Below are 13,651 nucleotides of genomic sequence, written 5' to 3'. Positions count from 1 at the left end.
GTCAGCGCGACAAAGACTTCAGGGCAAGGCGAATACCCTCGGCAACTTCGACGCCTTCGGGAAGGGCCTTGAGCGCCGCTTGCGATTCGTTGCTCGAGTAGCCCAGCGATAGCAAGGCATTCAGGATATCGTCGCGGCCCGAGGCGGGGCGGGAGACGTCGACATCCAGATCGGCGCCCAGCTTGCCGCGCAGTTCCAGCAGCAGGCGTTCCGCGGTTTTTTTGCCGATGCCGGGCACGCGTGTGAGCAGGGCGGTTTCCTGGCGCGTGATGGCGTTGGCCAGGTCTTGCACCGACATGCCGGATAGCACTGCCAACGCGGTGCGTGCGCCAATGCCGGTTACCTTGATGAGTGAACGAAAGGCAGAGCGTTCCTGGGCGGTTAGAAATCCAAAAAGAACGTGGGCGTCTTCGCGCACGGCCAAGTGCGTGTACAGCGAAACGCGGGCGCCGTTCTCGGGCAGGTCGTAGAGCGTGCTCATGGGCACGTCGATCTCGTAGCCGACGCCGGCGACGTCTATGCAAACGGTGGGAGGGGTTTTTTCCAGCAGTGTGCCGGAGATGCGTCCTATCATTGATACATCCTTGCAAGGCCGAGAGGCTCGACCGTACTGGTTTGATAGCCTAGCCGATCAAGCGGCCGGCGCGTAGTCTTAGCCCTCTTTTAGCGGGCAGGCCCGCCGTCTGGGCAAGCCGGTCGGCCAGCGGGCCGATGTGAGCGTGGCAGATGGCGCAAGCCAGGGCGTCAGCTGAATCGGCTGATGGTACACCGTTAAGCTTCAGCAGGTGCTGGACCATGGCTTGAACCTGCTCCTTGGCTGCATGCCCGTTGCCGACCACTGATTTTTTTATCTGCAGCGCGGTGTATTCGTGCACCAGCAGCCCGTGGTCGGCCAGTGCGCACATGGCCGCGCCTCGGGCCTGGCCCAGCAACAGCGTCGACGTGGGGTTGGTGTTGACGAAGACCTTTTCCAGCGCCGAGACGGTGGGCGAGGTGTCGCGCACGACCTCCCGGATGTTGTCCAGTATGACCTTCAGGCGCTGCGCCAGCGGCTCGTCGTTGGGAACGACGATGGTTCCGCTGGCCACATAGTGCAATTGCGATCCGTGGACATCGATGACACCGAAGCCGGTGCGTCGCAGGCCGGGGTCGATGCCAAGGATACGCATCAGTGTCACGCGCCTAGTGGCGGAAGTGCCGAACGCCGGTCAGCACCATGGCGATGCCGCGTTCGTTGGCTGCCGCGATGACTTCGTCGTCGCGCACACTGCCGCCAGGCTGGATGACGCAGGTGGCGCCGGCTTCGGCTACTACGTCCAGGCCGTCTCGGAAAGGGAAGAAGGCATCCGACGCCACCGCAGTGCCGGCCAGGCTGAGGCCGGCGTTGTCGGCCTTGATCGAGGCGATGCGGGCGGAGTCGATGCGGCTCATTTGCCCCGCGCCCACGCCGACCGTCATGCCTTGAGCAGCAAATACGATGGCGTTTGACTTGACGTACTTTGCCACATGCCAGGCGAACAGGAGGTCTTGAATTTGTTGTTCGGTGGGAGTTGTGGTGGTGACCACCTTCAGGCCCGCGGGCGTAAGCTGGTGGTCATCGGGTGTTTGCACCAGCCAGCCGCCGCCCACGCGCTTGATGTCAAAGGCGTTGCCGCCCTGGCCGGCGGGAATCTGAAGCACGCGTACGTTTTTCTTGGCGGCCAGGACCTCGAGCGCTTCAGCATCGTAGGCCGGCGCCAGCAGCACTTCCACGAATTGCTGCGAGGTAATGGCCTGCGCCGTGGCGACGTCGACCGGCCGATTGAAGGCGATAATGCCGCCGAAAGCCGAGGTGGGATCGGTTTTATAGGCTTTTTGGTAGGCTTGTTCGGGCGTGTCGGCAACCGCTACGCCGCAAGGGTTGGCGTGCTTGACGATGACGCAGCCGCACTCATGCAGGGTGCGTACGCACTCCCAGGCAGCGTCTGCGTCGGCGATGTTGTTGTACGAGAGCTCTTTGCCTTGCAGTTGGCGCATGCTGCCAAGCAGCCCCGCGTGCAGAGGCTCATCGACATAGAAGGCGGCTGTTTGATGGGGGTTCTCGCCATAGCGCAGGCTTTGCTCGCGTCGAACTTGAAGCGTGAGCACACCGGGCCATTCGTCGCGCGCAGGGCTGGCTTGCTGGACCGGTTCGGCTTCGGCCAGACTGCTGAGGTAGGCCGCGATCGCGCCGTCATAAGCGGCGGTGTGGGCGTACACCTTGGCAGCCAGTTCCAGGCGCAGGCCGTAAGAGGGCTCGCCGGCGGGGCCGTCGATTTCCGCCAGCACGCGGGGGTAATCGAGCGGGTCGATCACGACCGTGACCCCGCCTTCGGTGGTGCCGTGGTTCTTGGCGGCGGCGCGCAGCATGGCGGGGCCGCCGATGTCGATGTTTTCGACCGCGTCGGCAAAGCTGCAATCAGGTTTGGCGATGGTCTCGCGAAAGGGATACAGGTTAACGACCAGCAGATCGATCCGGTCGATGCCGTGCTCTTCAATGGTGGTGAGGTGGTCGGTGCTGTCGCGGCGGGCCAGCAGGCCGCCATGAATCTTGGGATGCAGGGTTTTGACACGCCCGTCGAGAATCTCGGGTGAGCCAGTGTGCTCGGCAACCTCGATGACCGCCAAGCCCGATTGCGACAGCAGTTTGGCCGTGCCTCCGGTGGAAAGCAGGCGTATGCCGCGCTGGACGAGAGCCTGGGCAAATTCAACGATGCCGGTTTTATCTGAAACCGAAAGCAGGGCGGTCTGGATGTTCATGCGAAAAATGAAAGTAGATAAGAAGAATCAGGGATGGATATCGTGGGCCTGGAGTTTCTTTCGCAGAGTGCTGCGGGTAATGCCCAGCATTTCGGCGGCGCGCGATTGGTTTCCGTTGGCTTTTTCGAGGGCTACCTGAAGCACGGGGCGCTCGACGCATCGCACGACCATGGCCAGCATGTCGTGAGGTTCAGAACCGCCCAGGTCGGAGAAATAGCGCTCAAGGCTTTCGCGCACGCATTGCTCTAAAGGATTAATGACGCTCATAGTAATTAGTTGACTGTTCTTGGCGCTGCTTAGGCCGCCAGGGCAGCAGGCGTGGTGCAAATCGGCTCGTTGGATGGGTATTGGTCAAACCAGTGCTCGAGCGCCCGTACCTGTTCGGCGGTGTGTTCCGCCTGGTTGATGCAGGTTATCAAAGTTTGCGCCCCCGGCATATGTGCTAGATACCAGCCGATATGCTTGCGGGCCGAGCGCACGCCGGTGAACTCGCCGTAAAAACGGTAGTGGTCTTCAAGGTGCTCGAGCAGGCATTCACGCAGTTCGCCGAAACAGGGAGGCGGAAGATGGCTTCCTGTCGCCAGAAAATGCGCAATTTCGCGGAATATCCATGGGCGACCCTGCGCGGCCCGGCCGATCATCACGGCATCGGCCCCCGTATACTGTAATACGTATTTGGCCTTTTCGGGCGAATCGATGTCGCCATTGGCGATCACGGGTATTTCCAGAGCCTGCTTCACTTGCCTGATAGTGTCGTATTCGGCTTGGCCCTTGTACATATCGGCACGTGTGCGTCCGTGCAGGGTCAAGGCGGCGATGCCTATGTTTTGCGCCAGCGTGGCGATGCGCAGGGCGTTGCGTGAGGAACTATCCCAGCCTGTGCGTGTTTTAAGCGTGACGGGCACACCGTGCGGCCGGCACGCTTCCACCACGCTTTGCAGAATTTTAACGATGAGGGCTTCGTCGCGCAGCAAGGCCGAGCCCGATGCCACGTTGCACACCTTTTTTACCGGACAGCCCATGTTGATGTCGATGATGCGGGCGCCCTTGGTGATGTTGAATACTGCCGCCTCGGCCATCATGCCGGGGTCGGAACCCGCGATCTGAACGGCTATGGGATCGGCCTCGCCCTGATGGTTCAGACGCCGCGACGTTTTGACGCTGTTCCATAGGCGCGGATTGCTCGCAGCCATTTCGGACACGGCGTATCCCGCGCCCAGCCGCTTGCACAATTGGCGGTAGGGTCGGTCGGTAACACCCGCCATGGGGGCGACGAAGACGGGGTTGGGAAGTTGCCAGGGGCCGATGCGCATGGGGTGATTTTACCCTACCGGTCTGGACGCCTGGTGCGTGGTTTAGGTGCGAAGCCCTTCGAGCAGGTGTCGCGCCAGAGGAGTGCGCAGTGCGCGGCAGGAATCCAGGGCCAGCAGGCTGAGGCCGCAGCCGTGTTCGACGAGCGGGTTGCCGGTGGCGAATACGCGCGGCAGGAAATCGGTTAGCGCCGAGGTGATCCACCGGTCGGGCCGGCGCCGGCGCGTGAATTTTTGCAGTAGCGGCGCCGGGTCGCTTGTGGGGTGATTGAGCCAGCCGCTAAGTGCCTGAGCTAGTTGGGCGGCGTCGCGCAGGCCGAGATTCAGGCCCTGGCCTGCCACGGGGTGCAAAGTCTGGGCGGCGTTGCCCACCGCCACCGTGCGTGAGTCGAGCAGCAGGGGGCCGGCATTAAGAGCCAGTGGAAACACATGGCGCTCGCCGACGGGTTCAAGGCTTCCCAGGCGGTCGCCGAAAGCGTCTTGTAATTCGCGGGCGAATTGCGTGTCGTCAAGTTGCAGCAGAAGCGTCGCCCGCTCGGGCGCGCAGCACCATACCAATGCGTACCGCGCTCCACCAGCAGGGTGGGGCAGAATCGCCAGCGGGCCCTGACGGGTGAATCGTTCGTAAGCCCATCCTGCCCTGGGCCGACCAGCTTCAATGCTGGTTAGCACCGCATATTGGTCGTAACTGCGCTGGATGCCACCGGGGGGCGAGCCGTCTGACCTTACGCGCAGGCGCCCATCGATGGGCCGGCCATCGGCAGTTCGCCACTGGGATTTGTGCGCGCCGGGTTCCTCGCGGCCGGCTTCCAGCAGTGAGACACCGCTTTGAGTCAACGCCTGCAACATTGATTGCTGCAAGGCCGGATAGGCAACCACGCTGCCCAGTCTGGGTACGCCGAGTTCTTCGTGGGTGATCAGGGTGCGGCCCAGGCGGCCGCGCTGCGAAACATGGACGGTGGTGATTTCGGCGGATTGAGCCGGCCAGGCGCCCAGAGGTTCGAGAAGCATGCGACTGCCGTGGTTCATGGCCAGGGTGCGGGGGTCGGCCGCAACAGGGGTGGCCTGGCTCGTGGGCGACCTCTCGAGCAAGGCAATGCGTTCGGGTACGCGCGCCGTACGCGCCAACAGCAGTGCCAAGGCGGAACCCACCGGGCCCGCTCCGGAGATGACGATGTCGAATTCGGGCGTTTCCATGGTCATGGTCGGGTTTACTACAATGCAGGCCGTAATGAGCGTTGTGAGGCTTGGGCCGTGAAAGTGATAGAGGATAGTATGGAGCAGAACCATACCGCCGTGGATGGCGGGCTGAATCGACACCGAAGCAAGGTCATTGTAGCCCTGCTGGCGGCGGTCTTGGGGGTGTTTGGAGCCCATTGGTGGTATCTGGGCCGCCCGCGCGCCTGGATGGTGACCTTGGCGTCGTGCCTGATGATAGTGCTGGCGCAGTTTTATCCTGTTTGGTGGGATAGCCCTCCATTCCTCTTCTTGGTCGTGCCGATCACGGCCGGTTTTATCGAGTCGCTGATCTTTTCGTTAAAGACCGACGCCTGGTTCGACGCGCGGTACAACGCCGGCTCCGGCCGCACAACGCGTACCGGATGGGGGCCGGTGCTCATTGCCATCTTTGCCACTTTAGTGGGCAGTTCGGCGTTGCTGTTTGGCATTGCGCTGATCGTGATGCATGTATACAGGGCTCTGGGCTGGCTGGATGGCTACGTTTTGTGAAGCCGGCCGGCAAGGCGGCTTTGTATCCCTGCGCCAACATTTCGAAATTACCAAGGGTTGTTATGTCCACGTCGCCACGCTAGAATATAAGGCTGTTGAATTTTACGGAGCTAGAAGCGGTGAATTCCGACTCAGACGATGGCAATAGTCGATTGTGTAGCGGTCGATTGTGCAGCGATCCATTGAGCAGTGATCGATTATGCACAAACAAAGCCAAAGACTGAAAGCCAGGCGCAAGATGTATGACAAGGCAACCCACTAGGCAAGCTGCAAGGTAATCCGGCAGGTTAGCGTTAGCGGGCAAGGAAAATTCCCTTTGTAGCCCTATTGTCCACGCCCTGGTGATTTCAGTCACAACTTATGGGCGTGGGCGGCAGTACATGGCAAAGTTCTTTTGCCGTGAAAGTCTCCCACACGAATGTTTTCAATCATTGCGGGCCGCAGGCAAGCGGCCTGCTTGTGCCGAGCGCTGTCGCGCCGGCCGTGTGTTTACGGGAGGTCTCTTATGCGGCTCTTCAACCTCTTCCTGCGTCGCGCCGGCGTGCGCCCAACCGCGATGCCTGTGCGCAAACCGCTTTCGCGGCTTACCATCATGTGTCCACGCGCCGATCTGGCTCAGTTACGTAAACAGATCTACGCCGATTTTGGCGCGGCGGGGCTTTCTGTGGCCGGCATGCAAATCGACCATGGCAAGCACGCCGACCTGGCCACGGCCTGCGTCACCGTAAATTGTCCGCCCGAACTACGCAGCGTGCTGATGGACCGCGCCCGGCACTTGCGCTCCAACCCCTCGGTTCGGGGCCTGCAATGGGGCGACCATCGGCATATTGCTTTAAACTAGGGCATCGCTGCACAAGCTGCGCGGCTTACGCAAGCTACGCCGCTTGTGCAGGGCCCCCTAATAGTTTTGCTACCGCCATGCAGTGGTTGCGCGCGCCGACCATGCTGCGGCCGTTTGGTGGTTTGAATCTGGATCATCCATGGATCTTGGCTGGCTCATACCCTGGGAATTTTCCCCAACCCTAATCATTGCCTTCATCGTATCCGGCGCATTGTATATACGCGGCACCCGGGTGCGCCGGGTTGGCGCCGCGCGCCAGCTCCTCTTCTGGTGCGGCTTTGTACTGTTGTATCTCTCGCTGCATACACGCATCGATTATTACGCCGAGCGCTTGTTCTTTGCGCATCGCCTCCAGCATTTGGTTTTGCACCACTTGGGGCCGCTTCTTATCATGGGAGCATACGCCGGCCAGGTCCTGCGGGCCGGTTTGCCCATGCGCGCCCGCATCTGGCTGCGCGATTTCCGGCGCACCCCCGGCGGCCGGGTGGTTAAGGCTGTATTCACCAATAAATACTGGGTGCCGTTCCTGTTCGTGTTCCTGGTGGTGGTGTGGTTAATCCCCACCATCCAGTTTTATTCCATGCTCGACTGGCGCCTGTACCGCTTCATGAACTGGTCTGTGGTTATCAGCGGCTTCATGTACTGGAACCTCATTCTTGATCGTCGCCCCAGTCCGCCGGCCGTCATGTCGCCTGGTGCGCGCATTCTGTCTCCCGTAATCACCATGGTGCCGCAAATGATCGTAGGCGCCGTCATCACTTTCACTGAATACGATCTTTATCCGGTGTTTGATCTTTGCGGGCGTGCCATTCCAGGCTTGTCGGCGGTTACCGATCAAGCCATCGGAGGCCTCACCATGTGGGTGCTGGCCGGCTTCATCGAGGTTTTCGGCTTGCTGTTTGCCCTGGCGACGCTGATGCGGCTATCGGGGAAAAACCGGCTGCCAGACAAAAACAATCGCTTTTCGGCCAAGAACCGGCGGCCGGCTGCGATAAGCGCATGATGGTGCGACCGTTTTCCTTTCGCCGCCTCAGGCGCCGGGCAGCATGGCGGCTGGCTGCGCTATTGTGTTGCACGGCCATGGGTTTTGTTGCGCATGGCCAGCCGGTGGGCCTGCCCAGCATGGGCCCTGCCTCGTCGGCCGAGTTATCGCCTGTGCTCGAGCAGACCCTGGGCGACGCAATTATGGAGCAGGGCCGCCGCGATCCCACCTATATCCAAGACCCCGACGTCAGCCAGTATCTTGCCAGTCTGGGCCGGCGGCTTGTGGCCGGCTCCTCCAATCCGGCACAGTCCATCCAGGTCTTCGCCATACGTGATCCCCAGATCAATGCTTTCGCCCTGCCCGGCGGGTATGTGGGCATCCATAGCGGCTTGGTGGTGGCGTCGGATAACGAATCCCAGCTTGCATCGGTGGTGGCCCACGAAATCGGTCACGTCTTGCAGCGTCACGTCGCCCGGGGCATGACCCAGCAAGAACAGTCCAGTCATCTTATGATGGCGTCGGTGGCGGGGGCCTTGCTGGCCGCCCTGGCGGGCAGCGGAGACCTGGCCATGGGAGTGGCGGCATTCGGCCAGGCGGCGGCTGTCGATCGGCAGTTGGGCTTCTCACGCCAAGCCGAACAGGAAGCCGATCGTGTTGGTCTGGACATGCTGCGCCGTGGCGGATTCGATCCCAACGGCATGACGCAGATGTTCGGCCAACTCATGAATGCTTCGCGTCTCAATGAGGGCATGGGGGGCGGCTCGTATGCCAGTACCCACCCGCTATCGATCCAGCGCATGTCCGACATACAGAACCGTGTGCGTGAGGCGCCGTCGAACAGGCACCACGACAGCGATACCTACTGGTATGTACGGGCCAAGTTGCGTATCTTGCAAGAGCGCAGCGGCCAGCGCAGCGCCGAATCCGCGTTGCGGCGCGAAGCGGAAAACTTCCAGGGCGTACGCCGCTCCGCGGCCTGGTATGGTCTGGCATACTCCGCTTGGCGCCAGGGCGACCTTGCGGCCACCAGCCAGGCGCTGGAGGCGTCTCGCGAAGGCGGCGCCAACTCGCCCGAAATTGCGGGCCTCAGCATTGCGTTGTCAATCAAGCAAGGTCGTCACGAGCAAGCTCTGGGTCAGGCCGAGACAGCGTGGTCGCGCTGGCCTCAAAGCCTTGGCGTCGCCTTGGCCATGGTCGAGGCGCTGAAGGTTGCGCGGCAAGATCAAAAAGCGGTGCAATTCCTCGAACAGCGCATCAAGCAGTGGCCTGATGAGCCCAGGCTGTATCAATTGCTGGCCCAAAGCCACGAGCGTCTGGGCAAGGGCGTCGACGCACGGCGCGCCATGGCGGTCTACTATGAAAAAGTGGGCGCGCTGCCAACCGCGGTCGAACATCTGCAGCAGGCCCGGGGCATGTCCTCTGATTTCTACGTGCAGTCCCAGCTCGACGTCGAAATCCGCCGCCTGCAAGAAAAAGTCCGCTCCGACCGCGCCCTGCTCGAGCGATTCAGGCAATAGTCGCCCCCTTGGGGGGCAGCAATCAGCCGTCGGGCTGAGCGGCGTGGGGGCCTCTTTCGCCGCCGGGCCGCCCCAAGGCGAAAGGCGCCCCCTTGGGGGGCAGCAATCAGCCGTCAGGCTGAGCGGCGTGGGGGCCTTCTTACATGCGGGTTTCGAAATATCGAGCGATGCGCTGGGGCAGCCAGTTCAGGTGGCCCGGGAATGCCCCGGTGACAAAACCCATGTGTCCCCCTTCGGCCGGCTGGTGAAGCAGCACAGTATCCGAGCATTCGTGCGAATCGGGCAGCGAGGGCGCTGGAACGAAAGGGTCATTGCGCGCGTTCAGCACCAGCGTGGGCACTGTCAGCTCTTTCAGCCAGGGTTTGCTGGAGGCGCGGGTCCAGTAATCGAGTGCGTTCTTGTAACCGTGCATGGGCGCCGTGTATATGTCGTCGAATTCGCGCAGCGTACGCGCCTGACTAAAGCGCAACACGTCGATGTTGCCCGGAAATCGCTTGAGCTTTTCGAGCACCTTCCGTTTCATGGTGCGTAAAAAATAGGGTCCGTACAGCCGTCTGCCCGAAATGGTGTCGGATAGGGCCGCTCCGCAGGCCACCAGATCGAGTGGAACCGAAACTGCGGCGGCCGCCTCGAGCCGCTGTGCAAGTTCGGGGTGCTCGCCCAGGAACTTGAGCATGGCGTTGCCGCCCAGTGAGACCCCCGCCGCGTGCCATTTGGCATGCGGCAGCCGGGCAAGGGCGGTGTCGAGCATGAAGCGAAGGTCGTCGCTGTCGCCCGAGTAGTAGGCTCGCGCCATCCGGTTCGTAAAACCCGAGCAGCCGCGCAAATGGGCGATGACCACCACCCAACCGCGCGCGCGGAAGTGTTGCGCTATGGACTGGGCGTAGTGGCTCGAGCTGCTGCCCTCAAGGCCATGAAACAAGACCAGCGCGGAAGTGTCGGGTGACGAGGGTAAAGAGGCCCAGTCGCTTTCATGCATCCAGCGACGCGCGGCGGTGGCGGCCAGCCTCGGGTCGGCCTTCACATGGACGTTGTCGGCCGTCTTGTTGGGAAACAGATGCGGCCCGACCCAGTCGAAGTCGATGAAATCGCCGTCGGGCGTGTCGACACGGTCGCGGACGAAGGCGATACGGTGGTAGCGCGCCGCCAGCGCGCCGTGAATGGTTTGGAGATGCCCGCCGGGCAACCAGAAAGGTTGCGGGCAGGGAGAGGAATCGATCTGCGCGGCCACAAGCTTAGCGTGAACAGCCCTATGTCAAAGTTTGTCTTGAAGTTGATAGATTGCGCTGCAATAAGGGCAGGTAGCGGTGCCCGATTTGGCCAGCTCGATATAGATGCGGGGGTGCATCGACCATAGCGGCGCCTTGGGGCCGGGGCAGTAGACAGGCAGCTCGTCGGGCGTGACGAGAATGGGTTGCAGGCTTTGTGCGGTCTGCGGTTCTGCGCTCATGACGTTTCCTGGGTTCAATTGCGATAAGAATGATCAGTTGGCGGGAAAGGGCCGCGTCGGCCTCTAGACCTTGGTCAGCCAGTGCAGGTACTTGGGGTTTCGGCCGTTGACCACGTCGAAGAAAGCTTTTTGCAGTTTCTCGGTGACCGGGCCGCGACTGCCTTGGCCGATGCGGCGGTTGTCGATTTCGCGTATGGGCGTTACTTCGGCGGCTGTGCCGGTAAAAAAAGCTTCGTCGGCGATGTAGAGATCGTCGCGGGTGAGGCGGCGGGTATGTATGGTTAGCCCCAAATCGGCTGCGATCGCGTGGATTGAGTCGCGCGTGATGCCGGTAAGGGCGGAAGCAATTTCGGGCTCGTACAGTATGCCGTTCTTGACGATGAAGATATTCTCGCCCGAGCCCTCTGCGACGAAACCGTCGGTATCCAGCAAGATGGCCTCGTCGTAGCCTTGTTCGATGGCTTCGGTGTTGGCCAGGATGGAGTTGGCATAGGTGCTGGCGACCTTGGCGCGAGGCATGGTCACGTTCACGTGTTGGCGAGCGAACGACGAAATTTTGACGCGTATGCCCTGTGCCAGGGCTTCTTCGCCCAAATACGCGCCCCATGGCCAAGCGGCGATGGCGACATGCACGGTGGCGCCTTTGGGCGAGACGCCCATTTTTTCGGAGCCGTAAAACAGCAGCGGTCGGATGTAGCAGGATTCGAGCTCGTTGCGGCGAACGACTTCGAGCGTAGCCTGTATGATGGTCTCGCGGTCGAAGGGGATTTCCATCTGGTAGATGTGGGCTGAATTGAAGAGCCTGTCGGTATGCTCGCGCAGGCGAAACACAGCGGTTCCGATTTCGGTGTTGTAGGCGCGCTCGCCCTCGAAGACGGCCAGTCCGTAATGCAGCGAATGGGTCAGGACGTGTGTGGTGGCGTCGCGCCACGGCACCAGTTTCCCGTCATACCAGATAAGGCCGTCACGATCGGACATCGACATAATGCTCTCCATGAAAAGAGGCATCATTGTACCAAGGGGCGACACCGTCATCGTGCCGCGCCGGGGTGGTTCCGGCACGCCCTGATCGTTGACATTTCACGACACTTGTGACTGATATTGTCCGGATTCCCGGCGCGGAAGACGGCCCTGCGCTAAAATAGGTCAGTTACCAACGCCGGACTAGGCATTCGCCCGGACCGGCATTTACCATTTCAATGACAGATACCAGCAAACCAGACACACCCACTTTCTCGGACTTCGGTCTGCATCCCAGCATCTTGCAGGCGATTGCATCCACCGGATACACCACGCCAACGCCGATACAGAGCCAAGCCATCCCAGTCGTCCTGGACGGGCGCGACGTTATGGGGGCGGCCCAAACCGGCACTGGCAAGACAGCCGCCTTCACTCTGCCCATATTGCACCGCCTGATGGCGCTGGCCAATACCAGTGCATCGCCGGCGCGCCATCCAGTGCGGGCTCTCATTCTTGCTCCCACGCGCGAACTGGCCGACCAAGTGGCCGAGAGCGTCGCCAAATACTGCAAGGGTACGCCATTACGCTCGGCCGTAGTCTTTGGCGGGGTCGATATAAACCCGCAGCGGGAAGCTCTGCGGCGCGGCTGCGAGATACTTATCGCCACGCCCGGCCGTCTGCTCGACCACGTTGAGCAACGCAACGTCAATCTTGGGCAGGTGGGCATTCTGGTGCTGGATGAAGCCGACCGCATGCTTGACATGGGCTTTTTGCCCGACCTCGAACGCATCGTCAGGCTGTTGCCCGTAAAGCGGCAGACGCTGCTTTTCTCGGCCACGTTCAGCAGCGAGATCCGCAAGCTGGCGCGCGCCAGCCTCAACACCCCGGTCGAGATTGAAGTGGCGGCACGTAACGCCACCGCCGATACGGTCAGCCAGATCGCCTATCCGTTTTCGGGCGACGACAAGCGCGCCGCAGTGGTGCACTTGGTCAAGTCGCGCGGTTTCAACCAGGTGATCGTGTTTTCCAATACCAAGATAGGCACCAGCCGTCTGGCCCGCCAGCTTGAACGCGACGGCGTCAAGGCAGAGTCCATCCATGGCGACAAAAGCCAGCTCGATCGCATGAAGGCGCTTGAGGCGTTCAAGGCGGGCGAACTCGAGGTTCTCGTTGCCACCGACGTGGCGGCGCGAGGCCTGGATGTGGCCGGTGTGCCGTGCGTCATCAATTACGACCTGCCGTACAACGCCGAAGACTACGTGCACCGCATCGGGCGTACCGGTCGAGCGGGCGCAAAGGGCGAGGCGATTGCCTTGTACGCGCCCGATGAAGAGCGTTACCTGCTCGATATCGAAAAGCTCATCAAGGCCAAGATTCCACGCGGCCATTTAAGCCTGCCGCCGCGATCGCGCGTTAGTGATCGCAGCCGCTCAAGCTATTCGGGCGGTGGCATTACGCGCAAGCCCGTCGATGATTTTTTCCATCGTCCCTACGTCCCATCGTCGAGTGCCGGAAATGCGGCTGCAGACGTCCGCGGCAATACGGCGGCGGCAACTTCAAAAAGGTCGGTGGGCGTGCTGCTGGGCGGCGGACGCTAAGCAAACTGTACCTGTTTCGCTGTATGCGGCGTACGCTGCTCGGCTTGCCTGGCTTCCGGCTTTCTAGCTTTGCGCCAGCAAGGGGCGCAAAGGCGGCGGGCCGCCGTCGCGCTGCGCGGTTCGCAAGTCGTCGGCTCGATCCAGCAGTTTTTCGAGATGGCTGATATACGGCAGCTGCGTCCCGAAAAAAAGGTTCGTCCCGCCGCTTTGCAGCAGCAGTGTCGGGAAGTTCTCGACATCTTCATCCCCGAGCAGCTCGGGCTGTTCTTCGATATCGACCCAAATGAAAATGTGCTGCGGATGGCGTTCCGCCAAAGCAGAGAAGTCGTGCTGGTACTGCCCGCAGGTATCGCACCATTGCGCGCAATAACATACGACAAGCATGTCGTCGTTGCCTTCGGCGCGTTGCTTCAGAGCTGCAAGGTCGTGTTGCGGATCGTAAATTGGCATAAAGACAAACCGAATGGTGTTTGATTATGATAGC

General features: G+C 61.3%; 15 protein-coding genes. 5 read left to right on the top strand and 10 right to left on the bottom strand.

The genetic code is table 11. The annotated features are described in order from the left end of the window. Position 1 precedes the first annotated feature (1 nt). From ruvA to ACIY1O_RS04990, 6 genes are read right to left on the bottom strand one after another with little or no spacing between them, the layout of a single operon-like run. Positions 2–574 carry a Holliday junction branch migration protein RuvA gene (ruvA, locus tag ACIY1O_RS05015; RefSeq protein WP_397473989.1) on the bottom strand — a complete coding sequence of 191 codons (573 nt, stop codon included), beginning with the start codon at positions 572–574 and terminating at the stop codon, positions 2–4. A gap of 49 nt (positions 575–623) precedes the next feature. Continuing rightward, positions 624–1,169: a crossover junction endodeoxyribonuclease RuvC gene (gene ruvC / locus ACIY1O_RS05010; protein ID WP_397473988.1), complete on the bottom strand. Its 546-nt coding sequence runs from the start codon at positions 1,167–1,169 to the stop codon at positions 624–626. Positions 1,170–1,182: 13 nt separating this feature from the next. Then, positions 1,183–2,778 carry a bifunctional phosphoribosylaminoimidazolecarboxamide formyltransferase/IMP cyclohydrolase gene (purH, locus tag ACIY1O_RS05005; RefSeq protein WP_397473987.1) on the bottom strand — a complete coding sequence of 532 codons (1,596 nt, stop codon included), beginning with the start codon at positions 2,776–2,778 and terminating at the stop codon, positions 1,183–1,185. 27 nt (positions 2,779–2,805) lie between these two features. Beyond that, positions 2,806–3,045 carry a helix-turn-helix domain-containing protein gene (locus tag ACIY1O_RS05000; protein ID WP_397473986.1) on the bottom strand — a complete coding sequence of 80 codons (240 nt, stop codon included), beginning with the start codon at positions 3,043–3,045 and terminating at the stop codon, positions 2,806–2,808. Positions 3,046–3,074: 29 nt separating this feature from the next. Further along, a complete protein-coding gene (dusB, locus tag ACIY1O_RS04995) occupies positions 3,075–4,091 on the bottom strand; it encodes a tRNA dihydrouridine synthase DusB (RefSeq protein ID WP_397473985.1) in 1,017 nt (338 codons plus the stop codon). Positions 4,092–4,133: 42 nt separating this feature from the next. Beyond that, the gene (locus ACIY1O_RS04990) at positions 4,134–5,285 is read right to left on the bottom strand and encodes an FAD-dependent monooxygenase (protein ID WP_397474071.1); all 1,152 of its coding nucleotides are present in this window, start codon (positions 5,283–5,285) and stop codon (positions 4,134–4,136) included. A gap of 78 nt (positions 5,286–5,363) precedes the next feature. On the opposite strand from ACIY1O_RS04990, the gene ACIY1O_RS04985 reads away from it, so the two are divergent. The 4 genes from ACIY1O_RS04985 (at position 5,364) to ACIY1O_RS04970 (ending at position 9,159) form a co-directional block, all read left to right on the top strand. After that, the gene (locus ACIY1O_RS04985; RefSeq protein ID WP_397473984.1) at positions 5,364–5,816 is read left to right on the top strand and encodes an NINE protein; all 453 of its coding nucleotides are present in this window, start codon (positions 5,364–5,366) and stop codon (positions 5,814–5,816) included. Between the two features lie 505 nt (positions 5,817–6,321). After that, complete coding sequence (locus tag ACIY1O_RS04980) at positions 6,322–6,657, top strand: hypothetical protein (RefSeq protein WP_397473983.1); 336 nt, start codon at positions 6,322–6,324, stop codon at positions 6,655–6,657. Positions 6,658–6,796: 139 nt separating this feature from the next. Next, entirely contained in the window at positions 6,797–7,660 is an 864-nt protein-coding gene (locus tag ACIY1O_RS04975; protein ID WP_397473982.1) for a cytochrome c oxidase assembly protein, read from the top strand. Beyond that, a complete protein-coding gene (locus ACIY1O_RS04970) occupies positions 7,657–9,159 on the top strand; it encodes a M48 family metalloprotease (protein ID WP_397473981.1) in 1,503 nt (500 codons plus the stop codon). Before ACIY1O_RS04975 ends, ACIY1O_RS04970 begins: the two co-directional genes overlap by 4 nt. A 139-nt stretch (positions 9,160–9,298) precedes the next feature. Here ACIY1O_RS04970 and ACIY1O_RS04965 read toward each other — a convergent pair whose 3' ends face one another. The 3 genes from ACIY1O_RS04965 to ACIY1O_RS04955 form a co-directional block, all read right to left on the bottom strand. Next, positions 9,299–10,390: a YheT family hydrolase gene (locus ACIY1O_RS04965; RefSeq protein WP_397473980.1), complete on the bottom strand. Its 1,092-nt coding sequence runs from the start codon at positions 10,388–10,390 to the stop codon at positions 9,299–9,301. A gap of 24 nt (positions 10,391–10,414) precedes the next feature. Then, positions 10,415–10,609 carry a zinc-finger domain-containing protein gene (locus tag ACIY1O_RS04960; RefSeq protein WP_397473979.1) on the bottom strand — a complete coding sequence of 65 codons (195 nt, stop codon included), beginning with the start codon at positions 10,607–10,609 and terminating at the stop codon, positions 10,415–10,417. A gap of 63 nt (positions 10,610–10,672) precedes the next feature. Further along, positions 10,673–11,593 (bottom strand): branched-chain amino acid transaminase, encoded by a 921-nt coding sequence (locus ACIY1O_RS04955; RefSeq protein ID WP_397473978.1) that lies wholly within the window; start codon positions 11,591–11,593, stop codon positions 10,673–10,675. A 215-nt stretch (positions 11,594–11,808) separates the two neighbouring features. Between ACIY1O_RS04955 and ACIY1O_RS04950 the strand changes: the two genes are divergently transcribed. Continuing rightward, the gene (locus tag ACIY1O_RS04950; protein WP_397473977.1) at positions 11,809–13,167 is read left to right on the top strand and encodes a DEAD/DEAH box helicase; all 1,359 of its coding nucleotides are present in this window, start codon (positions 11,809–11,811) and stop codon (positions 13,165–13,167) included. A 63-nt stretch (positions 13,168–13,230) separates the two neighbouring features. On the opposite strand, the gene ACIY1O_RS04945 is transcribed toward ACIY1O_RS04950, so the two are convergent. Beyond that, complete coding sequence (locus ACIY1O_RS04945) at positions 13,231–13,617, bottom strand: thioredoxin family protein (protein WP_397473976.1); 387 nt, start codon at positions 13,615–13,617, stop codon at positions 13,231–13,233. Positions 13,618–13,651: the final 34 nt, after the last annotated feature.

This window comes from Pusillimonas sp., assembly GCF_044464525.1.
GTDB lineage: Bacteria > Pseudomonadota > Gammaproteobacteria > Burkholderiales > Burkholderiaceae_B > Pusillimonas.
The sequence above is the reverse complement of the archived record's forward strand: the minus strand, read 5'-3'. Positions and strand labels throughout refer to the sequence as shown.

Bases quoted from the DNA above. Each gene is read 5' to 3' on its own strand.
- ruvA (WP_397473989.1), bottom strand. From the start codon at position 574: ATGATAGGACGCATCTCCGGCACACTGCTGGAAAAAACCCCTCCCACC.
- ruvC (WP_397473988.1), bottom strand. From the start codon at position 1,169: ATGCGTATCCTTGGCATCGACCCCGGCCTGCGACGCACCGGCTTCGGT.
- purH (WP_397473987.1), bottom strand. From the start codon at position 2,778: ATGAACATCCAGACCGCCCTGCTTTCGGTTTCAGATAAAACCGGCATC.
- ACIY1O_RS05000 (WP_397473986.1), bottom strand. From the start codon at position 3,045: ATGAGCGTCATTAATCCTTTAGAGCAATGCGTGCGCGAAAGCCTTGAG.
- dusB (WP_397473985.1), bottom strand. From the start codon at position 4,091: ATGCGCATCGGCCCCTGGCAACTTCCCAACCCCGTCTTCGTCGCCCCC.
- ACIY1O_RS04990 (WP_397474071.1), bottom strand. From the start codon at position 5,285: ATGGAAACGCCCGAATTCGACATCGTCATCTCCGGAGCGGGCCCGGTG.
- ACIY1O_RS04985 (WP_397473984.1), top strand. From the start codon at position 5,364: ATGGAGCAGAACCATACCGCCGTGGATGGCGGGCTGAATCGACACCGA.
- ACIY1O_RS04980 (WP_397473983.1), top strand. From the start codon at position 6,322: ATGCGGCTCTTCAACCTCTTCCTGCGTCGCGCCGGCGTGCGCCCAACC.
- ACIY1O_RS04975 (WP_397473982.1), top strand. From the start codon at position 6,797: ATGGATCTTGGCTGGCTCATACCCTGGGAATTTTCCCCAACCCTAATC.
- ACIY1O_RS04970 (WP_397473981.1), top strand. From the start codon at position 7,657: ATGATGGTGCGACCGTTTTCCTTTCGCCGCCTCAGGCGCCGGGCAGCA.
- ACIY1O_RS04960 (WP_397473979.1), bottom strand. From the start codon at position 10,609: ATGAGCGCAGAACCGCAGACCGCACAAAGCCTGCAACCCATTCTCGTC.
- ACIY1O_RS04955 (WP_397473978.1), bottom strand. From the start codon at position 11,593: ATGTCGATGTCCGATCGTGACGGCCTTATCTGGTATGACGGGAAACTG.
- ACIY1O_RS04950 (WP_397473977.1), top strand. From the start codon at position 11,809: ATGACAGATACCAGCAAACCAGACACACCCACTTTCTCGGACTTCGGT.
- ACIY1O_RS04945 (WP_397473976.1), bottom strand. From the start codon at position 13,617: ATGCCAATTTACGATCCGCAACACGACCTTGCAGCTCTGAAGCAACGC.